17 protein-coding genes are annotated in these 21,402 nt (G+C 69.3%); 16 read left to right on the plus strand and 1 reads right to left on the minus strand.

Translation table 11 applies throughout. The features are described 5' to 3' along the window. Window positions 1-60: 60 nt before the first annotated feature. On the plus strand, window positions 61-2,559 hold the full coding sequence (locus AAHM44_RS00145; protein ID WP_342248578.1) for a DUF2339 domain-containing protein: 2,499 nt from the start codon (window positions 61-63) through the stop codon (window positions 2,557-2,559). On the opposite strand, the gene AAHM44_RS00150 is transcribed toward AAHM44_RS00145, so the two are convergent. Further along, the gene (locus AAHM44_RS00150; protein WP_269573131.1) at window positions 2,552-3,007 is read right to left on the minus strand and encodes a DUF6456 domain-containing protein; all 456 of its coding nucleotides are present in this window, start codon (window positions 3,005-3,007) and stop codon (window positions 2,552-2,554) included. The genes AAHM44_RS00145 and AAHM44_RS00150 overlap by 8 nt on opposite strands. A gap of 91 nt (window positions 3,008-3,098) precedes the next feature. Here AAHM44_RS00150 and AAHM44_RS00155 point away from each other — a divergent pair, with 91 nt between their 5' ends. The 15 genes from AAHM44_RS00155 to AAHM44_RS00225 all read left to right on the plus strand — a co-directional run bounded on the left by AAHM44_RS00155 (window position 3,099) and on the right by AAHM44_RS00225 (window position 21,380). Further along, window positions 3,099-3,662 carry a helix-turn-helix domain-containing protein gene (locus AAHM44_RS00155; RefSeq protein ID WP_342248579.1) on the plus strand — a complete coding sequence of 188 codons (564 nt, stop codon included), beginning with the start codon at window positions 3,099-3,101 and terminating at the stop codon, window positions 3,660-3,662. Between the two features lie 61 nt (window positions 3,663-3,723). Next, the gene (locus AAHM44_RS00160; protein ID WP_269573133.1) at window positions 3,724-4,092 is read left to right on the plus strand and encodes a hypothetical protein; all 369 of its coding nucleotides are present in this window, start codon (window positions 3,724-3,726) and stop codon (window positions 4,090-4,092) included. A 330-nt stretch (window positions 4,093-4,422) separates the two neighbouring features. Then, window positions 4,423-5,442 carry a sigma-54 interaction domain-containing protein gene (locus AAHM44_RS00165; RefSeq protein ID WP_269573134.1) on the plus strand — a complete coding sequence of 340 codons (1,020 nt, stop codon included), beginning with the start codon at window positions 4,423-4,425 and terminating at the stop codon, window positions 5,440-5,442. Window positions 5,443-5,583: 141 nt separating this feature from the next. Next, window positions 5,584-6,015 (plus strand): DUF3467 domain-containing protein, encoded by a 432-nt coding sequence (locus AAHM44_RS00170; protein WP_269573135.1) that lies wholly within the window; start codon window positions 5,584-5,586, stop codon window positions 6,013-6,015. A gap of 3 nt (window positions 6,016-6,018) precedes the next feature. Further along, window positions 6,019-9,882, plus strand: a complete 3,864-nt coding sequence (locus tag AAHM44_RS00175) for a papain-like cysteine protease family protein (RefSeq protein ID WP_342248580.1) — start codon at window positions 6,019-6,021, stop codon at window positions 9,880-9,882. A 3-nt stretch (window positions 9,883-9,885) separates the two neighbouring features. Further along, window positions 9,886-10,998: a hypothetical protein gene (locus tag AAHM44_RS00180; RefSeq protein WP_269573137.1), complete on the plus strand. Its 1,113-nt coding sequence runs from the start codon at window positions 9,886-9,888 to the stop codon at window positions 10,996-10,998. Next, on the plus strand, window positions 10,995-11,252 hold the full coding sequence (locus AAHM44_RS00185; RefSeq protein WP_184163927.1) for a hypothetical protein: 258 nt from the start codon (window positions 10,995-10,997) through the stop codon (window positions 11,250-11,252). The genes AAHM44_RS00180 and AAHM44_RS00185 overlap by 4 nt, the downstream gene beginning before the upstream one ends. Next, complete coding sequence (locus AAHM44_RS00190; protein WP_342248581.1) at window positions 11,249-12,058, plus strand: hypothetical protein; 810 nt, start codon at window positions 11,249-11,251, stop codon at window positions 12,056-12,058. The genes AAHM44_RS00185 and AAHM44_RS00190 overlap by 4 nt, the downstream gene beginning before the upstream one ends. After that, on the plus strand, window positions 12,055-13,530 hold the full coding sequence (locus AAHM44_RS00195; RefSeq protein WP_342248582.1) for a S8 family peptidase: 1,476 nt from the start codon (window positions 12,055-12,057) through the stop codon (window positions 13,528-13,530). Before AAHM44_RS00190 ends, AAHM44_RS00195 begins: the two co-directional genes overlap by 4 nt. Before the next feature lie 72 nt (window positions 13,531-13,602). After that, complete coding sequence (locus tag AAHM44_RS00200; protein ID WP_342248583.1) at window positions 13,603-15,354, plus strand: hypothetical protein; 1,752 nt, start codon at window positions 13,603-13,605, stop codon at window positions 15,352-15,354. Between the two features lie 24 nt (window positions 15,355-15,378). Further along, window positions 15,379-16,431: a hypothetical protein gene (locus AAHM44_RS00205; protein ID WP_342248584.1), complete on the plus strand. Its 1,053-nt coding sequence runs from the start codon at window positions 15,379-15,381 to the stop codon at window positions 16,429-16,431. Between the two features lie 44 nt (window positions 16,432-16,475). Next, complete coding sequence (locus AAHM44_RS00210; RefSeq protein WP_342248585.1) at window positions 16,476-17,780, plus strand: hypothetical protein; 1,305 nt, start codon at window positions 16,476-16,478, stop codon at window positions 17,778-17,780. A 3-nt stretch (window positions 17,781-17,783) separates the two neighbouring features. Then, window positions 17,784-19,052 (plus strand): hypothetical protein, encoded by a 1,269-nt coding sequence (locus AAHM44_RS00215; RefSeq protein ID WP_342248586.1) that lies wholly within the window; start codon window positions 17,784-17,786, stop codon window positions 19,050-19,052. A 3-nt stretch (window positions 19,053-19,055) separates the two neighbouring features. Continuing rightward, window positions 19,056-19,994: a hypothetical protein gene (locus AAHM44_RS00220; protein WP_342248587.1), complete on the plus strand. Its 939-nt coding sequence runs from the start codon at window positions 19,056-19,058 to the stop codon at window positions 19,992-19,994. A 3-nt stretch (window positions 19,995-19,997) separates the two neighbouring features. Further along, window positions 19,998-21,380, plus strand: a complete 1,383-nt coding sequence (locus tag AAHM44_RS00225; protein ID WP_342248588.1) for a hypothetical protein — start codon at window positions 19,998-20,000, stop codon at window positions 21,378-21,380. The last annotated feature ends 22 nt before the right edge of the window (window positions 21,381-21,402 follow it).

The following is a 21,402-nucleotide window of genomic DNA, read 5'->3' on the forward strand; positions in this document are numbered from 1 at the left end:
TTGCACGGGGCAACCGGGTTGTGCGCGACAGGTGCGCTCCACTGTGCGAGGATCGGGTGAGTGACTGGTCTCACCCTTCTCCTCGCGCTGGGCGCGGCTGCGGCCTTTTATATCGTGCTGCGGCGCATGGCCTTTCTGGAACAAGAACTGCGCCGTGTCGAATCGCGGATCGTTGCTCTCGAGGAAGACGGGCGCGAGCCCTCCGCCCGCCCGGCCTCGCCCGCGGCCGCACAGCACCAAATGGCCGAAGCGTCGGTCATGGCCGCCGAGCCGCCCCCGGAGCGTGCGGCCAGGACTGAACCCGAGCCACGGCGGCCCATTTCCGAATCCCGTCAACTCCCGCAGTTCAGCCTGGAGACGCTGATCGGTGGCAAGCTGCCGATCTGGATCGGCGGCGCGGCACTGGTACTCGCGGGCTTCTTCCTGGTCCGCTACTCGATCGAGAGCGGCCTGCTCGGCCCCTCGACACGGACGTTGCTCGCCGCCCTGTTCGGCCTAGCCTTGATCGCGGGCAGCGAAGCGACCCGGCGGCTGCCCGCCACTGCGGACGATCCGCGCGTTGCCCAGGCGCTCGCCGGGGCCGGCATCGCCAGCCTCTACGGCACGCTCTACATGGCGGCCGCGCTCTACCACCTGATCGCGCCCCTCACCGCCTTCCTGCTCGTCCTGCTGGTCACCGGAGGCGCGCTCGCACTGGCCTTGCGCCATGGCCCGCCAACCGCGGTGATGGCGCTGGTCGGCGGCTTCGCGGCCCCCATGGTCGCCGGCTTCGACGCCGCGGGGATCGGGCCGCTGCTCGTCTATCTCGGGCTGTTCACCGCCGCGCTGTTCGGCCTCGCCATCCATCGCGGCTGGGCCTGGCTGGCGCTCGCCGCCTGCGTTGCGGGCTTTGCCTGGATCAACTTCCTGATCGCGATGCTGGTGGCTCGCAGCGACGATCTCTCCGCGGTCGGCGGCTTCACCATGCTGCTCGCCATCGGCGCGAGCGCCGCGCTGCCCGCCACGGGCGCCGGCAATCGCTGGCTCCGCCTCGCGCCGCTCGTGGCCGGCTGCCTGCAGCTCGCGATCCTTGCCCCGGCGCTCGACTTCGGCTGGCTGCCCTGGAGCTTCTACCTCGTCCTGGCCGGCGCGGCGCTGATCCTCGCCTGGCGGGACGCCGTCTACCTGCCCGGCGCGCTCGCTGCCCTTGCCCTGCTGCTCGTTCTGGAGATGCTGGCGATCGGCCTGCCCGACCGCGGCTTCACGCCCATCGCGGCAATCCTGGCCACCGCGCTCTTCGCGCTTCCCGGCCATGTCCTCGCGCGCCGCCAACCGATCTGGGTAGCGATCGCGCTGCTCGGCACTGCCGGACCGCTCCTCGTCGCCCATCTGCGCGCACCCGCGCTGCTTCCCGCCGAGGCCTGGGGCATTGTCGAGCTGCTTGCTGCGATCGCGACGTTCAGCCTCGCCTGGCGGATCCGATCGGAGACGGGCAATCCCATGCTGGTCGCTGCCACCGCACTGGCGGCATTCCTCGCCGGGCTGGGGCTGGGCCAGTTCGTCCCCGGCGACTGGCTGTCGCTGCCGCTCACCCTGGTCGCCGCGGCACTGGCCTGGTGGGCGCGCAGGCTCCGTGCCCCGCGCCTCTACGCGCTGCCCGCCTATCCGCTCGCCGCGGCACTGGTCGCCGCCGCGCTGCCGCTCGGTGCGCTCAGCGAGCTGATCCTCGCTTCGCTCTCCGGCGAGCGGCTCACCTATCCGCTGCTGCCGTCGCTGGCCGAGCTTCTGCGCGAACTCGCCTTGCCCGTCGCGCTGGCCATCACGCTGCTGTTCGATCCCGCCCTGTTCGGCCGCCTCCGCCGCACCATGTCGATCGCGGCAATCGCGCTGGGCGTGCTGCTCCTCTATGCGATCGCCAAGCAGCCTCTCGCCATCGCCACGCTGCCGCGCTTCCTCGCCTGGGGCTTTATCGAGCGCGCGGTGCTGAGTCAGGCGAGCCTTGCCGCCGGCTGGTGGCTGCTCCGCCAGGGCAAGGCCACGACGATCGGCCATGCGCTGCTCGCGCTCGGCCTGTTCCGCATCGCCTGGTTCGACCTGTTCCTGTTGAGCCCCCTGCTCGAGCAGCAATCCGTCGGCCCGCTGCCGCTCCTCAATGCCGCCGTGCTGCATCTCGGGCTGGCGAGCTTCTGGCTATGGACCCTGCCGGTGCGCTGGCGACCGGGTGCGGCGCTGCTTGTGCTCCTCGCCCTGCTCGCCGCCGTGCGCCAGGCAGCACATGGCGACCTGCTCACCGGAGCGATCGGCACGGCCGAGAATGGCGGCTACAGCGCGGCGATGCTGGCGCTGGCGCTGTTCTGGCTGTGGCGCGGCATTGCCGGCGGCAACCGCGACCTGCGCATCTTCGGCCTCGCCTTGCTCACCGCCACCACCTTCAAGGTCTTCCTGGTCGATGCCGCCGCGCTCGACGGGGTGCTGCGCATCCTCTCCTTCCTCGGCCTGGGCCTGGCGCTGATCGGGATCGGCTGGGCCTATGGCCGGTTCGTCGGCAAGGGCGCCGTCGAGCCCGAACCCGCTATTTGAGCCCGTAGAAATCGGCGACGCGGTCGAGCGCGAAGCAGAGCACCAGCTTGCCCGCGCGGCTCGGCCAGCCCAGCGCCTTCTCCGCCGGGCCGATACCCTCGCCGGCGCAGACGACGCGCCACAGGATGTCGGCCAGCCCCGGCCCCGCTGCCTCCACCGCGCCATCGAAGCGGCGCCGCGCCGAGATCTGCGCCAGCGTCGGATCCAGCCGCTCGGCGACGCCACCCGGCGTACGGGCCACCGGTGCCGGATCCCAGCGCATCGTTACGCGCGGGCCCAGTGCCGCCATCTCATAATCGCTGCGCAGCCGCTCTCCCGCTTCGAGCTGCCTCGTGCTGACATGGCCGCGCGACGCCAGCCAGGCGAGCGGCGACTCCGCCAGGTTGACGGTGACACGACGCTTCAGCCCCGCAGTATCCTCGACCACGCGCTCCACCAGTTCCCGCATGACGATCTCCTTTTGTTCCGATTCGCTCCTCTTGCCATGTGGGATCGATTGTAGGAAAGAGAGAAACCGATTTGGTTATCTGGAGGCTGCGATGATTACTGCCATCCGCGAAGTGCGCCGGGCAAAGGGGCTCACGCTGGAGGAAGTCGCGGCGCGCTGCGTGCCGCCGACCACGGCGCAGACCGTCGGCCGGCTCGAGATGGGCACCCGCACCGTCTCGGTCGGCTGGCTCAATCGCATTGCCGCCGCGCTGGGCGTCGATGCCGCCGATCTGGTCAAGCTGCCCGAGCGTCCGGAGATCCCCGTGGCCGCGCTGCTGGAAGCCGGGGCCGCCCAGGCGCCGCGCAACACCGCCACGATCGTGCCTCCGCATGCCGAACCCGGGATGGTCGCAATAGTGGTGACCGCCGGGGTTGGCGACTATCGCACCGGCGACGAGATCTGGTGCCGCACGCTCGCGCCGGAGGGGTTTGGCGGCGCGCTCAACCGCGATGTGCTGGTGCCGCGGCCCGCCGGCCGCTTCCTGTTCGCCCGGCTGATCGGGCGCGAGGGCGAGCGGCTGCATCTCCTCCCTTTCGGCGCCGGTGCACGCCAGCAGGTGGTCGCCGATCCGCCCTGGATCGCCGAGGCGATCCGGCTGGTCCGCCCTCTCTGAAATCTCCTTGCGGAGCGCTCCGGACAGGCGCATTTTGCCGGAAAAGCAGGAGGGGCATGTCATGCTGAAACTGAGTCTTGCGGCAATCGCCGCGCTCTCGATCGCCGCGCCGGCAATGGCGGACGATTGGGATTTCGTGCTGATCAACAATAGCGGCAAGGCGATCAAGACGGTCGAGATCGCGCCGACGGGAACCACCACCTGGCAGCCCAACAAGGTCGATCCCGATTTCAAGAAGGAAGATGCCACGGTGAAGCCGGGTGCGCGGATGACCGTGCATTTCGACAAGGGCGCCGGCTGCAAATACGACGTGAAGCTCAACTTCGCCGACAGCAGCAGCGGCGTGTGGACCGCCATCAACGTGTGCGACAACAGCTATGTCACGGTGAAGTACAGCGCGGCCGGCGCACCGACCTTCACCGCGAACTGAGTTCGTACCGCATCGCAACCCGCATGGCGGGGAGCCCATCCGGCTCTCCGCCATTTGCTTGTCCGGCATGGCGCGGAAGGAGATTGATCCAAATCAGGTCCGGATCGGTGGCGTCTATTCGAGTCGAGCGGTTTCGACTCGCCAATTCCCGCACAGTCTAAAAGTAGACGAAACGTCCACCATTAAATGGAGTCGACTGTCCGGTCTGTTAAAGTTATCCACAGGCCCGTCGAGTCGCCTTAGATATCATGGCCGCCATTCGATCGCGGCCGCCTCACAAGTACATGACCATTTCCGAAAGAGGCGCATCGCGCGCTTCTTCGTGTTCACGTGACGCAACTGCTCCGGATCCTCCGGAGCGGGCGCGGGATGCTGTCGGGTGAGCGGGTGGACGATCTCGAGACCAGGCTTCTGGGCGACAGTGACGCGATGGTGCGCCTGCGCAGCATCGTGCCCAAGATCGCGCGCAGTGATGCGCCCACGCTGATCACCGGCTCCACCGGCACCGGCAAGGAGCATTGCGCCCGCACCATCCATGCGCTCAGCGAACGGCACGACGGTCCCTTCGTCGCGATCAATTGCGGCGCGGTGCCCGACAATCTGTTCGAAGCGGAGCTGTTCGGCTTCGAGCGGGGCAGCTTCACCGGGGCGGTGCGCAGCCAGACCGGCAAGGCGGTGATCGCCGGCGCCGGCGGCACCCTGTTCCTCGACGAGGTCGGCGAGCTCTCCCCCTTCAGCCAGGTCAAGCTGTTGCGGCTGCTCGAGGAGAAGGAAGTCCAGCCGATCGGGCGCGAGAAGCCGGTCAAGGTCGACCTGCGCGTGATCGCCGCGACCAATCGCGACGTCGAGCAGCAGGTCGAGCAGGGCAGCTTCCGCCCCGATCTCTACTACCGCCTCAACGTCGCCCGCCTGACCCTGCCCGACCTGTCCGAGCGCGCCGAGGACATCGCCCTCTACATCCGCCATTTCGTCGAGGGCTTCAATCGCCGCTGCGGCTGCCAGGTCACCGCGCCCGACGACGAGCTGCTCGACGTGCTGCTCCATTATGACTGGCCGGGCAACATCCGCGAGGTGCGCAACTTCGTCGAGGCGATCTTCATCGATCCGCCGCGCGGCGCGATCCGGCTCGACCATATCCCCGACGCCTTCGTGCGGCTGCAGCGCAGCTTCGACTGCTCGGGCAAGGACGAGCGCGCCCGCATCCGCGCCGCACTCGACCGCACCGACTGGAACCGCGCCGAGGCCGCCCGCTCGCTCAGCTGGTCGCGCATGACGCTCTATCGCAAGATGACCAAGTACGAGATGACCCGTGGCGGCCCGGAGGGCGCGGAGGACGGCCCGATCCTGTAACAGCCGCGCGTAACATCGCTACGCCCGCGCTGCCGCAATGTTACGTACTATCCCCTAGCCCGATCACCCAACCCGCTGATTCGCAAGCTTTTCACAAGCTGGCACAGCGCTTGCTCCTCTGTCCGGCAGGAGGCGTGCCGGATGAGTCAGGGCGGCTTGGCAGATGTGGAGACCGACATGGCGATGCGCGACGCCAGCCGCGCGCCCGCCAGCTACGTCAACTATTTCGAGCTCGGCCAGAACCCCTTCGAATTCCTGATCGACCTCGGCCAATATTATCCCAGCGGCCATGAGGGCGTCGGCACGATCGGCATCCACACCCGCCTGGTGCTCACCCCCTCCTACGCCAAGATGCTCTCCGAGCTGCTCGCCCGCTCGGTGCACGAGCATGAGCGCGAGAACGGCCCGATCGCGCAGATCGGCCAGGACAGCTCCCCCTTCGACATCGTCCTCTCCTCGCTCGGCGATTTCGAGGAGCGCGCCCGCGCGCTGCGCGCCGCCCGCACCCGACCCGATTCCGCCCCCGGCAGCGACGATGCCGGCCGCAACTCCCCTTCCAGCAACGACAGGTGATCCATGACTGCTCAGATCCGTCCCAACCGCATGGAGGTCAGCGATCGGTTCCCGATGCTGGGGTTCGCCGTCCGCGTCGACCAGCCCAATGTCGAGGCACAGGTGGTGCTGGCGACCGACGTCACCCTGTTCGACGGGGCGAACAAGCCGCGTCGCACCGCCGCCAATTTCTACTGCAGTGACGAGCAGGGCCGCCTCAGCGTGCCGCGCGGCGACGGCGTGTTCGTCGTGCCGCCCGAAGTGCTCGCCCGCTTCATCGGCGCGCAGAAGCTCTATTTCGGGCTGGCGACCGGCGTGGGCGGGCTGAGCGTCGATGCCTTGCCGCGCGAGGGCAGCCCCTATGTCGCGCTCAACAGCTTCACCGGCCGCAGCCTGCGCCGCAGCTACACCGCGTCGCGCACCGCGCCGGTGCTCGAATGGGCCGGCGACGTGCCGACTCCCGGCAGCCGGCCGGCGACCCCCGCCGCCCCCGCCCCGGTCACCACGGCCCCCGCACCGGGCGGCGGCGGCGGCACCTATGACGACGGCTTCGGCCCGATGCCCGACATTCCTGCAAAGGCCGCCGGCCTCGCCCGCTCAGGCCCGATGTCGGCCGGATCGCGCGGCCAGGTCGCGCTCAACATGAGCTCGGGCCTGAGCGCGAACGACGCACTCGCCTGGCTGATGGAGAAGGTCCGCGGCGCGGCGGCGGCGGCGGGCAGCGACGTCAACCCGCCCAGCCTCTATCGCTTCGGCACGGCAAGCAGCACCTTCGTCGCCGCCTGGCAGGCCGGGTTCGGGATCACCGGGCTGATCAACCCGCTCAACGCCTTCCTCGCCGCCCTGCCCCAGCTCGCCGCGCGCAGCGGCGTGACCATCTCGGTCGGCCCGGCGCTCGATACGCCGGTATTCGGCGCCGGTGTCGGCGCGGTCTTCGCGCCCGACGGCCAGGCCGCCCTGTTCGGCACCGCCGATTCCAGCTTCGATGCCCAGGGCGTCAGCGATTTCATCGAGCATCTCAAGCTCGCGCTCCAGGCGAAGTTCAAGCTCGGCTACAATGCCCGCGGGATCGACGGCTTCGCCAGCCTGCGCAAGGTCGCCGCGATCAATGCCGGCGAGGAGCTGGTGGTCGGCGCCGAGCTGTGGCTCGACGGCGCCAATCAGGGCCTGGGCGGCGCCGTGTCGATCGGCGCGGGCTTCGCGCTGCAGTTCGGCCAGGAAGCGGCCGCCTATGTGCCGCCCAGCCTGCCCGGCAGCGGCGCGCGCGATCGCGCCACCCGCATCGGCGGGCAGTTCGCCACCCGTATCGGCGAAGCGCTCGACCTCGGTCTGGCCGAGACCGCGCTCAACCCGCTGTTCGAGAAGCTCGAGGGGAGCGCCCGGCCGGTGCCGCTCGCCTATGCCCGCGCCCAGGCGGCAAGCCGCAGCATCAACTGGGACGGCGTCGACTGGATCGCCCAGCCCACCGACGATAGCTGCTGGGCGACCACGCTGGCGATGCTGATCGGCTGGAAGGACCAGCAAAGCTATGAGCCGGCGACGATCGCCCAGCGCTGCGGCCGCGACATCAACCATGGCCTGCCCTGGGACCAGCGCGCCACCGTCGCCGCCGCGCTCGGCCTGGGGACGCTCCAGCCGCAATGCTACACGCCCGAGGGCTTCTTCAGCCTGATCGAGCGCCACGGCCCGCTCTATGTCGGCAAGATGGCGAGCGCGACCAACCTGTCGGGCCATGCCGTGCTCGTCGTCGGCATGTATGAGGATGGCGGCCAATATTATGTCCGCGTCGTCGATCCCTGGGATCGCTCGGTCGGCACGCCGGGCGCACCGGGCGCCTATGCCAGCACCCATGATCGCGGCAGCCGCTACATCCTGCGCTACGAGGATTTCGCCCAGGAATATGAAATGGCGGCGGACGGTACCCCCGCCTATGTCCAGATCATCTATGCCGGCATCCCCGCCGGCCGCCAGCCCAACACCGGCACCTCCGCGCCCGCCGGCTTTGCCATGGCCGCGCCGCGCACCAGCAGCGCGATGTCCGCGCCCGACTGGTCGATCAACTGGGACGGCGTCCAGCTGGTCGCCCAGCCCACCGACAATGGCTGCTGGGCGACGACCATCGCGATGATGCTCGGCTGGCGCGACGAGCGCAGCATCACCCCGCAATCGATCGCGCAGCGTGCCGGCAACGATATCGAGCAGGGCCTGCCCTGGGACGATCATGCCGCCGCCGCGGCCCGCCTGGGCCTCACCGCGCATGCCCCGCAATGCTATTCGACCGACGGCTTCGCTCAGCTGATCCAGAACAACGGCCCGCTCTATGTGAGCAAGATGGCGACCTCGAGCGGCCTGTCGGGCCATGCCGTGCTCGTCGTCGGCATGTATTCGAGCGGCGGCCAGTATTTCGTCCGCATCGCCGATCCCTGGGATCGTCCGGTCGGCACCCCCGGCAAGCCCGGCGCCTATCCGGACAGCCACGATCACGGCAGCCGCTACATCATGCGCTACGAAGCGTTCCAGGCCGAATATGAGATGGCCGCATCGGGCAGCAATCCGGTGAACGTCCAGATCCTGAGCGCCGGCGTGCCCGCGGGCCGCCAGATCAACAGCGGCACCACGCCGCCGGCCGGCTATGCGATGGCCGCGCCGCGTACCAGCAGCGCGATGTCGGCACCCGACTGGTCGATCAACTGGGACAATGTCCAGCTGGTCGCGCAGCCCACCGACAATGGCTGCTGGGCGACGACGATCGCGATGATGCTAGGCTGGCGCAACCAGCAGAGCATCACCCCGGAATCGATCGGCGCGCGCTGCGGCAGGAACATCGAGAATATCCTGCCCTGGGTCGATCACGCCGCCACCGCGGTCCAGCTCGGCCTCACCGCCCATGCCCCGCAATGCTATTCGACCGACGGCTTCGCCCAGCTGATCGAGAACCACGGCCCGCTCTATGTCGGCAAGATGGCCAGCTCGGCCGATCGCTCGGGCCATGCGGTGCTCGTCGTCGGCATGTATTCGAGCGGCGGCCAATATTATGTCCGCGTCGCCGATCCCTGGGACCGGCCGGTCGGCACGCCGGGCAATCCCGGCCGCCACACCGCGACGCACGATCATGGCAGCCGCTACATCCTGCGCTACGAGGATTTCCAGACCGAGTACGAGATGGCCGCGACGGGCAATCCGGCGAACGTCCAGATCTTCAGCGCCGGCGTGCCCGCCGGCCGCCAGATCAACCGGAGCACCACCGCGCCCGCCGGCTTTGCCATGGCCGCGCCGCGCACCCTGCCCGAGCCCCCGGTCGCCCGCAGCCGCGCGCTCGATCTCGGCGCCGCCGCCACGATCGCCGGCACCGCGGTGCAGATCATCGCCCAGAACAGCGGCGACATTCACACCAACCTGGCGAGCTGGGGCGGGATCAAGCACCCGAACGACCGCGCGCCCTCCCGCTCCTCCGCCTTCCTCGACGGCGCGATCGAGCTGCGCGACTGGCCGGTGGTCGGCGGCACCTTCGGGATGGACGACATCTATTGCTGGCTGCGGATCCGCTGGCAGTATAACGGCACCTCGCTCGGCCATATCTATATCGACGATATCGGCCATGACGATGCCGCGGGCTGGGGCCTCACCGTCAATGCGACGATCGAGGACGATGCCCGCCTCTATGCGCGCAGCTCGCATGCCAGCGCGCCCGGAGCGGCGCAGGTGCCCGCGCTCCACATCAACATCACCTACACGTTCGACGAGGTGATCGCCGACGATCAGGTCGCCAACTCCCGCATCACGCTCTACGCCGACGGCACTCACGATATCGAGAGCCGCTGGGTGCAGCATTCGCGGCCCGGGGGCGGCAACCCGACCAACGCACCCCGCCCGCTCGCTCTGGCGTGATCCATGTCGGGTGATCGCTACCTTCCGCCGCCCCCGGCGGCCACCTCGCGCCAGGCGAGCCATGCCGTGCCCTCGCACGCGATGGCGGGCTCGTTCTGGGGCAGTGAGGGCGCGCAGCAACAGCCTGCCCAGCAGGACGAGCTGACCGCGCCGGGTGCCGGCTCGGGTGCGTCGGGCGGCAAGGCGCCGCCCGCCACCGAGACGATCGGCCGGCGTGCCGGCGCACTTTCGGATGAACTGAACTTTCCCGATTTTGTGGCTTCGCTGATTCATGGAACCTGGGATGCGATGGTCGATTCATCGATCCGCCAGATGGACAGCTATGCCGATCTGGTCGCCGCGATCTCCAAGCCGCTCTCCCAGTTCCGCGACGAGAATGTCACCGCCAACCAGGCGCGCGACTGGCTGATGGCGCAATATCCCGGCGATATCGGGCTGGCGCGCGGCGAGAGCGAAGGCACGCTGGTGCCGCGCGGGGGCAGTGGCAGCGCTGGCGGCGATTCCGGGGAGAGCAACTCGCCGACCTGGCTCTCCGACTATGGCCTTGGCGGGCAGGAGCTGACCTCCGAGCTGATCGAGGAGCAGCTCGTCCCCGCCGCGCGCGACCGGCTCGCCGGAGACCGGATGCAGACACTGGCGACGCTGGTGATGATGGGCATGAACCGGATCGTCGTGAAGGACGGCTCGATCACCGCCCGGCTGCGCTTCCGCGCCGCGGCGTCCGACAAGACCGCGGTCGATTATGCGGTGAGCGACGATCCCGGCAACGCCACGCCGTCGGGCAGCTGGTCGACGCGAGGCAGCACCTCCTATCAGGCGCCGGTCACCAAGGTGTCGACCGTCGGGGTCAACGCCCAGACCGACAGCCAGCTCAATGCCGAGCTGTTCGGCGAAGTGAAGATCAACTTCGCCAGCGAGACGCTGCCGCTCGACCGGTTCGTCGACGATGCCCGGCGCACGTTGCTCGAACGCGCCGCGCGCCCGGCCCAGATGCCGGCACGGGCGCCGGCCCCCGCCGCCCTGCCCGCCCCGGTCCCCGCCGTCGCCGCGCCTGCATCGCCGGCGGCACCCGCCTCGCCCGCGCCGCTGCCGGTTCCGCCCGGAGGTGCTGCATGACCGACGCCGCCCGCCGCCCGCTCGAGGACCTGATCGGCGAATTGCTCGACGGCGTCACCGCGCTGCCGGCGGCGGGGCTGCGCGCGACCAGCGTCGCGTTCGACCTGCCGATCGAGGCGACGGTCGAGGCCGGTCCCACCGGGCCGATGGTCCGCGCCGATGTCCCGCGCACGCGCACCCGCACCTGGTTCGACCGGCCGGTCGGCCGCCTCTCGCTCAACATCGGCACGCTGCCGGTGGAGGAGGTGCAATGAACGGCGATACCGGCGAAGCGGTGGCGCTCGAGGACTTCATCCAGGCGGTGCAGTCGCAGCTCGATACGGCCCAGGCGCGCATGACGCTTAAGGCGCAGAACGACCGGCTGCCGCTCACCTTCGCGATCCGCGACATCTCGATGGATTTGAAGGCGCATCTCGAGCTCAACCAGGGCGAGCTGCGCATCCGTCCGGCCGGACCGAGCGACAAGGACCCGACCGTCCTCCATCTCGTCTTCACCGCGATCACCAAGCCGATGATCGAGGAGAATGCGGTCCCCATGTCGATCGACGACAAGAACGAAGTGCCGCTTTCGGCGCTGGGCGACGAGTTCGATCCCGCCGAGCGCCGCCGGCTCGAGGGGATTGGTGTGCGCACCGTCGAGAAGCTCAACGAGATGGAGCGGCGCGGCATCTCGGGCTCGGTCGGCCGGATCACCCGCCTCGCGCCCGACAAGCTCGAGCAGGTCCTTGCCCGCGCCTCGCGCCCGATGGTCGACGATGTCAGCCGCGACGGCACCGATGCGGGCGACCAGACCGACGAGCTGCGCCAGCGGTTGCGGGTCAAGGGCCGCAACCTGCTGCGCGGCGGGATGCCGCCCCAGGTGATGATCGCCGGCCGGCCGGTCAATGTCGTCCAGGCGCATGACAATGAGCTCGTCCTGGCGCCCGATCACGACCAGCTCGCCGGGCAGATGAGCCTGACGCACGATCCTCGCGCGCCGACCGAATTGTGGTTCGACCAGCAGCCGCGCCGGCCCTTGCCCGCGACGCCGGTCAACGGCTTCGACGGAGCCCAGCCATGACCGCCCGGCTCGGCCGCCTCGTCCAGCCCTGGGCGCACCGCGCCGGCGCCTATGCCGCGCCGGGCAGCCTGCTCGTCCGGCTGAAGCTCGGCGAAGTGCCCGCCGGCATCCCCGCCGCGCTCGACATCCGCCGCAAGGCCGCGACGCCCGCCGAGACGACGCAGCACCAGATCCTCGACCGGGTGGTGAAGTCCTTCGGCGGCACGGTCCGTGTCTCGCGCCTCCACGCCGCCGCCCAGGCGCTCCACACGATCGGCGCGCGCAACCGGGGGTATAGCGAGGCCGAGGAGATCAGCGGCATCGCCCGGGTGCTCCGCTTCGACGTCGAGCCCGACACCCATATCGGCTCGCTCGCGGTGTCGCTGATGCAGCTCGACATCGTCGAGTCCGCCATGCCCAATTACCTCTGCACGATCGGCCTCGACGGTCCCGACCGGCACCCCCGCCGCGACGAGGACGACGACAATGCCGGCTGGGACCCACGCGACATGGTCAATGCCCGCCGCGCTTTGTCCTATTGCGCCGGCGATGGCGGGGTGATCGTCGCGGTGGTCGACAGCGGCATCAACCTGCGCCACCCCGAATTCTCCAGCCAGGCGCTCGATACCGGCGACCGGCTGCGCCGCGGCTATGACACCGTCCAGCTCAGCGAGGGCCAGCTCGCCACCGGCATCAAGCTGCTCGGCGACAATCGCGGCGCCGATACCGACCCGACCGACCGCTATGTCGGCCACGGCACCGCCTGCGCCGCGATCATCGGCGGCAGTGGCGCCGGCATCCCCCCCGGCCTCGCCGGCGCCTGCCGCCTGCTGCCGATCCGCTCGCTCGGCGCCGCCCAGCCGCCCGACCACAAGCCCGTCGGCATCGGCGCGATCAGCGACCTCGACATGGGGCTGGTCATGGCCGCCCAGCTCGGCGCGCACGTCATCAACTGCAGCTTCGGCACCGATGACGAGGCGATCGAGCCCGGCATGCCCAAGCCGCACAGCGAAGCCGTCGCCTATGCCACCGAGCGCGGCTGCACCCTGGTCGCCGCCTCGGGCAACAGCGGCGACAAGCGCGTATACTGGCCCGCCGCCTTCCCCCAGGTCGTCGCGGTCGGCGCCGTCGATGCCGATCGCCGCATGGCCGGCTTCTCGACCAGCGGCGACCATGTCGCGCTCTGCGCCCCCGGTGTGAACATCCGCACCGCCGACCTCGACGGCTATCAGCGCGCCACCGGCACCAGCTTCGCCGCGCCCTTCGTCGCCGGCGCCGCCGCCTTGCTCGTCGCCCGCGCCCAGGAGCGCGCCGCCGCGATCGACCCCGAGACGATCAAGAAGCTCCTGGTCGCCAGCGCCCAGCCGCACCGCCCCGATCTCGCCGCCGGCAATGGCGCCGGCATCCTGGACGCCGCCCGCGCGCTCGAACTGCTCGATCGCGCGATCGACGCCGACGACACCACCGAATTGGGAGGCGCCGATGACGGCTAGAGCCCGCCCCGCTCCCTAGGCGCCCCGCGCCCTCCCCGAGATGGACCAAGATTTTCGAAAGGAACCCTGCAAATGGCCGACATCCTGATCCCGACCATCCGCTTCGTCGATATCGCCGCCCGTGAAAAGGCCGCCCGCGAAGCGATCACCAGCAGCTTTGACAACCTCACCGCGCGCCTCGCCAAGCTGGGCCAGCTCAGCCAGACCGACGCCGCCGAGCTCGCCCGCGTCCGCGAGCTCAAGGCGCTGATCGACAGCGACAAGGGCAAATTCTACTTCGACCCGCTCTTCGCCACCGCCCGCGCCGCGCTCAAGTCCGCCGAGAGCGGCCTGCGCCCGCGCGCCGTCGAGCATGAGCAGGGCGTGCTGCAATTCCCCGAGATGGCGGGCGACAAGGCCACCGAGGCCGAGCGCGACGCCGAAGTCGCCCGGGTCGGGCTGATCCTCGGCCTGCTCCAGTATAACGGCACCGCGCTGCCCCGGCTGGTCGTCTCGGGCAAGACCCCGCAGCCCGATCCCGAGGATCCCAACACCGCCGAGTTCGGCGAGGGCCTGTTCCGCGCCGTCGGCCGCATCGCCGGCCGCATCGAGCTGGCCGAGCGGACCCTCAAGCAGGTCGGCGCCGCGGTGAACATCCAGGGCGACCGCAAGGAGCCCGGCGTCTCCAGCGCCGAATATGCCAAGGTGTTCGAGGGGCTGGTCGGCCGCGGCGTCACTGCCCATGACGTCAACCTCAAGCGGCTGGTCGAGGACCAGTTCGACAAGGTCCAGGCGCTCGGCGACGACCAGGCGATGCACGACGTGCTGATCGACCTGCCCGATCTCGAGGCGACCACCGCCTTCGAAGTCGTCGCCAGCCATTGCAAGCTGATGGGCTCGTTCATCTTCGCCTCGGCCTTCGAGGAGCTGAAGGCCTTCCAGGTGGTCGACAAGCTGGTCGAGATGTCGCAGCGCGGCGACCTCGCGCTGATCAAGGGACCGGCCGGCACCCAGCTCTACAACTATTGGCGCGAGGCGCCGAACCGGATGAGCGAGAGCGAGCGCCAGGGCTTCTACGCGATGATGCTCGGCCTGCCGACCGGCCAGCCCGGCGTGAAGGTCAATGTCGAGTTCCAGGACCTGTGGCTGCGCTTCGTCTCCTCGGTCTCCACCCTGGTGCGCGAGGCCCGGGTCGATGCGCTGATCCGCGCCGCGACGCCGATGGCGGTCAACCAGCAGCAGGTGAAGAAGGCCGCGCGCGACCTCGCCACCAACATGTCGCTGCACGGCTATGGCATGGCCTTCTATGCCGCCGCCGACCTGCAGAAGCAGATCAACGACATGATCAGCCTGCTCCAGGACAAGGAACTGCTCCTCGCCATCGGGCAGAAGGACATGTGGGGCGTGATCGACCAGGTCGCCCAGACCGAGCTCGGCGGCGCGCGCAACAGCTCCAAATACCGGATGCTGGCCACCAGCGGCGCGATCATCAGCAGCTGGATCGCCAACAACAACGACCGGCTGCGCGATCCCACTTCGCCGATGATCGATCTCGGCGTGGTCAGCAATCCGCCCACCCGGCCGCGCGGCCAGTCGGCGGTGTCGCACCCGAACGACTATGACCTGGTCAATGCCTGCGAGATGTGGCTCGCCGATTCGGCGATGGACGAAGGCCGCATCGAGCAGATGTCGCAGCCGCGCGAAGCCCCGAACATGACGAGCCGGCCGATCCAGATCCCGTCGATCGCGCGCGACCTGCTCGACAGCGCTGGGCTCGGCATGGGCATGGGCTATGCCCAGGCACCGCAATCCAACGGCCATGCCCGCAACGGCTATGGCTATTGACCCCCGGGCGGAAGGAGCATCGCCATGGGCTATGAGCCACTGAGCACGCAGGTGAAGGGGCGGCTGTTCAGCGCCTCGCGCACCTTGCGCACCGCCAACCCCCTGAGCTTCGTCGGGCGCATGCTCGAGGACAGCTTCGATCTGCCGATGGGCGATCCGCGCTATGCCGCCAATGCGCTGGTCCCGGGCTCCGCGCCGATCGAGCCGGTGTTCGGATCGAACCAGAGCCGCGCGCTCGCCTTCCACATGGAGCCGCTCGGTCCCGAGGCGTCGGGCTGCGAGCGGCGCGACATGGCCAGCCGCGAGATGCGGCGGCTGGTCGGCGACAATTTCGGCCGCGAGGCGCTGCACTGGTTCGACGGCGCGAGCGAGAGCCAGCGCGGCCTCACGCGCGCCGGCGGCCTGCGCTACGGCGCCTTTTTCGGATCGAGCTTCGATCAGGGCGGGCTGGAAAGCGCCACCGTCACCTATGAGGGCGGCAACGGCAATCCGATGAACGAGGTCAATCCTGCGCTCGCCCGGCTGATCGGCCAGGCGATGGCGGCGATGCCCGGCCTGCGCCCGGTGTTCACCACGCTGGTGGCGGGGCGCGACTATGGCAGCCAATGGGTGACCTTCCTGCTCACCAACCGCTTCCGCATCACCGACATGCGGCCGATGCTCGACGAGCTTGGCCTGGGCGAGCGGCTGGGCAGCATCCTGCAGATCGTCGGCGTCGCGCTCGGCGGCCGCTTCGACGTGCCCGACGGCGCGGCGCTGGTGGCGTTCGGGCGCAACCCGCAGGGCGTCGAGCTCGATCTCCAGATCATGCTCGATGCGATCCCGGACGTGCCGCCCAACTTCCTCCAGCTGCTGACGATGAACCTGCGCGAGCGGCCGCGCGAGCTGGCGGCGCTCGAGCGCTTCCTCGAAGCCTTCACCCCGGCCGACGATGTCTGGCCCGGGCGCTTCACCATCCTGGGCATCCGCATCGGCCCCAGCGGCCCGCCCAAGGTGAAGCTCTATCTCCGCCCGGTGGAGTTCGAGATCAGCCCGGCGGCGTCGCTGGTCGGCGCGCCGATGCCCGCCGCTGCCTGAGACAGGATGTGCCGGCTCCGGCCGGCCAGTCGAGGATCGAAGAGATGAACGCTCCCGCTATTGTCGCCCCGGAGGCGACGCCCCGGCCCGAGGTGCGCGCCAAGGTGCGCGAGATGCTCGCCGCCACCCCGTCCTTCCACCAGCTGCCACCGGACACGCAGATGCAGGTGGCGCGCGACACCGCGATGATCGCCGATGCGCTGGTCGGCCAGGCCGAGGCCGGCACCCAGTCGGTCACCGCGCAGCCGATGGCGGAAAAGAGCCAGTGGGAATCGAACAAGCAGGCGGTCGACGATATCGGCAAGGAGGAATTCTCCGCCGGATCGCTGATGGCGGGCGCCCAGGCCGCCGGCGAATTCATGCGGCAAGTGAATTTTGTCGAGTTTGTTTCAGGGCTTATCGACGGAGTCTTCAACTCCATCATCACCTCGAATATCCAGCAGATGGAGGCCTATTCGAAGATGGTCTCCGACGTGTCCAAGTCGCTCAACCAGTTCCGCGACGACAACACCACCTCGGATGACGGCAAGGACCAGCTCTGCGAGCAGTTCCCCGATCTGTTCGATATCGGCGCCGATGCTTTCTCCGGCGGCGGCGCCGCGCAGCTGCGGGTCAAGGACGGCGCCGATCTCGATGCCGGGCTCCAGCGCGTCCGCGACACGCTGGGCAGCCATGCCGACAAGGAAATCGATTCGATCGACGTCACCGATCCCGAGGTGCAGGAAACGCTGATCAAGGCGGCGCGCGGCCAGATCGCCACGTCGCGCCAGCAGCTGCTCGCCACCATGGTGATGATGGGGCTGTCGCGCATCGTCGTCACCAACGGCAAGATCCAGGCGAAGATCCTCTACGACTTCAACGCGTCGAGCCAGCGCACCCTGTCGCGCACCGCCATGGCCCGTGACTATGCCCGCGACGCCTCGGGCAACCTCGCCGTCACCACCGACGGCGAAGGCGAGAGCGAGCGCGGCGGCACCAGCAAGGGCGATTACAGCGGCAGCTATCAGAGCGGGAAGTCGAGCTACAGCGGCAACTACGATTCCGATTACTACACCAAGGGCAAATACAAATATTCGCAGAAGCCGGTGATGACCGCCCAGGCGGTGGCAAGCGACCAGAGCACCGATCAGATCAGCGCCAAGGCCAGCCTGGCCGGCCTGGTCGATGTCAACTTCAAGTCGGACTATCTCCCGCTCGAGAAGATGGCGACGCCGGAGATGATCGCGGCGATCCAGATGCGCTCCAAGCCGGTCGATCACAACAAGCCGCAATATACGCCGGGACCGGCCCCGGCCCCGGCGGCGCCCGCGCCTGCCGCCACGCCGGCGCCCGCACCGGCGCACGCCTGAGCCATGGCACAGGCCCTCGCCTCCGAGCCCGATCCGCAGGCACCGGCGCTGTACGGCGGCCCTGGCGGCATGACGCCCGCCGCGATCGCCCGGGTCCGCCCCAAGGTGCAGGCGATGCTCACCGGCATCCCGGCCTTCGCGATGCTGAGCAGCCTCGAACAGGCCAAGCTCGCCAACGACATGGTCAAGGTGCTTGCCTATATCGATGATCCCGCCGGAGTGGTCGAGGACACGGCGCTGGGGGGCCCGCCACCCGCCGCAGGTGCGATGGCCGCGCCGGCGCGCGGGCTGGCCGATGCCAATGAGCAGACCCGCCAGAACCTCTCCAAGTCTCCCGGCTTCGCGGGCAAGGACTTCGTCGCCGGTGCCGCCGCGCAGGGGACGGAACAGTTCACGAATCTCGTCCATAATGTTGATTTTCCTGCATTTGTTGGCGGGCTCATCAACAATGTCTTCAAGTCGATCGTCGAGACCACGATCGAGCAGATGCGCGCCTATGCCGAGCTGATCTCCGCCGTCGCCAAGACCGCGGAGGAGTATATGGCCGAGAATATCGGCATGGGTCAGGGCCGCGATTACATGGTCGATCGCTTCCCCGACCTGCTCGCGCTCGATGTCGACGAGGACAGCGGCAAGTCGAAGCTGCGCGTCACCGGGGAGGACGAGGAAGCCGCGCTGAGCGAAATCCACGCGACGCTCGGCATGAGCGGCCCGGCTCCGTCGGACCTGAGCGAGGAGGAGGCCGAGATCGGCTTCGTCAACGCCGCGCGCATCGTCATGGCCAAGTCGCGCCAGCAGCTGCTTGCCTCGATGGTGATGCTGGGGATCAACCGGATCGTGGTGACCGACGGCTCGATCACCGCCAAGGTGAAGTTCGACATGCGGGCGACCGACCAGGCCAAGCGCGACTATCGCGCCTCGGCCTATGACCGCCAGTCGAGCCGCAACCGCAATGTCAGCGCGTTCGGCGGCAGCTTCCTCGGCTTTGGCGGCGGCTCGGTGAACGTCAACGAGCAGTCGCATGTCGCCACCGTCAGCACCGCCGTCAACGAGACGAGCGAGTCGCAGCTCGAGCTTGCCGCCAAGATGCAGGGCGAGGTGCGGGTCAACTTCAAGTCGGACTATCTGCCGCTCGAGAAGATGGCGACGCCCGAGATGATCGGCGCGATCCAGGGCAATTCGATCCCGCCGCCGCCGCGCGGCGGTGCCGCACGCCCGCCCGCGCCCGGCGCCGCGGCGCCCACGCCCACCCCCGCCCCGGCAGGACCCTGAGCGATGCTGCACACCAATGCCCTTGCCCTGGCGCTCGAAGCCGAGACTTCGGTGCCGCTCGGCCTGGTCCGCGCGGTGGACGATGCCGAGCGGCTGCTGCTCGCGGCCCATGCCCATGCGACGATGCTCGCCGAGCTCGGCGATATCGAGCTGCCGCCGGCCGCCCGCGCCGACGCGACGCAGATCCGCGCGATCGCCAGCCTCTATCTCGCCTCGACATTGGAGATGGCGGGGCTGATCCAGGCGGCGGACGACTTCACCCGGCTGATGCGCACCGGCGCGCTCGACGGCGAGATCGGCGATGCCGCGCCGGCGGTCGAGCGCTTCTGGCAGAGCCGCGACGAGCGGCCGAACGAGGCCGAGCGGCTGTCGCTGTTCGGCCGGCTGTTCGGGGCGCCGACGGGTCCGGAGGATGCCAGTGCGCGGGCCAATGGCGAGTTCGAGGAGCTGCTGCTCAACCTGTGCGATTCGATCATGAAGGCGGCGGACGGCGGCAGCCAGGGGCGCGCGCGCCAGGCGGTGATCCAGGTCGCCGAGAATGTCTCGGGCGCGGCTAGCGGCATGGTGCTGATGCTCGCCCGCCAGATCCTCGACACATTGTCTCAGGCGATCGCGATCCTAAATAACGGGCAGGTGCGCACGCTGCTGCATGCGCGGACGCTCTGGGATGCGGTGGGGGCGATCGATCGCAAGTTCCGCCGCACGCCGCGGCCGACGCTTACCCTGCTCCGGCGGGGCCGTGCCGGGATGGCGGTGCTCGCCTGGCTGGCCGAGCATGTCGATACGATCGAGACGGCGGGCGGGGCCCTGGTCCAGCCCAATGATCCGGTGGTCGATTCGGCGGTCGACTGGGTCGATGAGACGCTGTCGATCGTCCGCGGTCAGAATGGCGGTCCTCCCGCTGCTGGTGCGAGCCCCAGCTGGCGCGACCTGGGGAGCTGAACGATGGCGGTGGCGCTGGCCGATCCACCGCCGGAAGTCCGCGGCGCGGTCCGCGATTCGCTGGTCGGCGCCGAGGGTTTCGAATCCCTCCCCACCGCCGACCAGCGCGAAATCGCGAACGCGCTGGTGCGGATAGCCCATGCCGCCCAGCTCTTCGAAGCCGAGGCGGCGCCGAGAAAAGGGGGGGCGGCAGTCGCCGCCGGAATGAGCGCCGGCGAACATTATTCCGGCACCGCGGTAGCCGGCGTGGCGGGTACCACCCACGCCGTTTTGCGGGCCATCAGCTTCCCGCGATTCGTCGCGGAACTGGTGAACGGAATCTTCCGCGCGATGGTCGACACCAACCAGCAGCAGCTCCAGCAATATATCGAGCTGGTCCGCGGCGTCTCCCAGTCCCTGGACGGCTTCGCCTCCACCGGCGGCTCAAGCGACGATCCCGCCAAGCGCTGGCTCGCCGACCAGTTCCCCCAGAGTTTTCGCATCGAGGAACCCGAAGCCCCCGACCCCCGCGACATCCCCGATCCCGAGGACACCCCCGATCCGGTCCGCCTGATCCCGGTCGGCGCCCCGCCCACAGTCGATGCGGTGCGCGCAGCCCTCAACCTCGAGCCCGATACCGCGATCCCCGGCACCGATGCCCAACAGCTGATCCCGTTCGTGCGCAGCAGCCTGGCGCGCAACCGCCAGCAGATGCTGGCGACGATGGTGCAGATGGGCATGCAGCGGATCGTGATCGATTCGGGCCGCATCGCCGCCTCGATGCGCTTCCACATCGATGCGCAATCCGCCGCGCGCGAGCAGGAGCACAGCGGCTTCGACACGCGCACCACGGTGGGCGCGAGCGCTTCGGGCGGGTTCGGCTTCTGGAGCGCATCGGCATCGGTCAATTCGACGATCGGCTATGTCCGCACCGACGATGTCACCACCAACGAGAGCACCAATGTCTCGGCCGATCTCGACAGTTCGGTGGAACTGCATTTCCGCACCGATCAGGTGCCGCTCGACCGGATCGCCTCGCAGAACACCGTGGAGCGGCTGCGGCTCAACACGCTCAATCCGGAACGCGAGGCGGCCATCGCGGCGGAGACCGATCGCGCCCGCATCACCGCCAATGGCGCCGCCAACCCGCCGACACCGGCGCCCACGGGCGGGGCATCGAGCCTCGCCCCCTCCCAGACAGTGACGCCGCCCGCGCTCGCGCCGATTACGCCACGCGGAACCGGAACCACAGGCGGCGGCACCTCGACGCCACCCCCGCCGGCGTCCGGCACCGCACCGCCGCCGACGAGCGGATCGGGAACCGGCAGCGGCTCAGGAACTGCAACAGGCACCGCCACGCCCCCGGTCACCACAGGCTCGGGCACTGCTCCCGCGCCGGTACATTGAACCGCGCATCGGCTGCGATATC

It is taken from the genome of Sphingomonas sp. OTU376 (genome assembly GCF_038440415.1).
Taxonomy (GTDB): Bacteria; Pseudomonadota; Alphaproteobacteria; order Sphingomonadales; family Sphingomonadaceae; genus Sphingomonas; species Sphingomonas kyeonggiensis_A.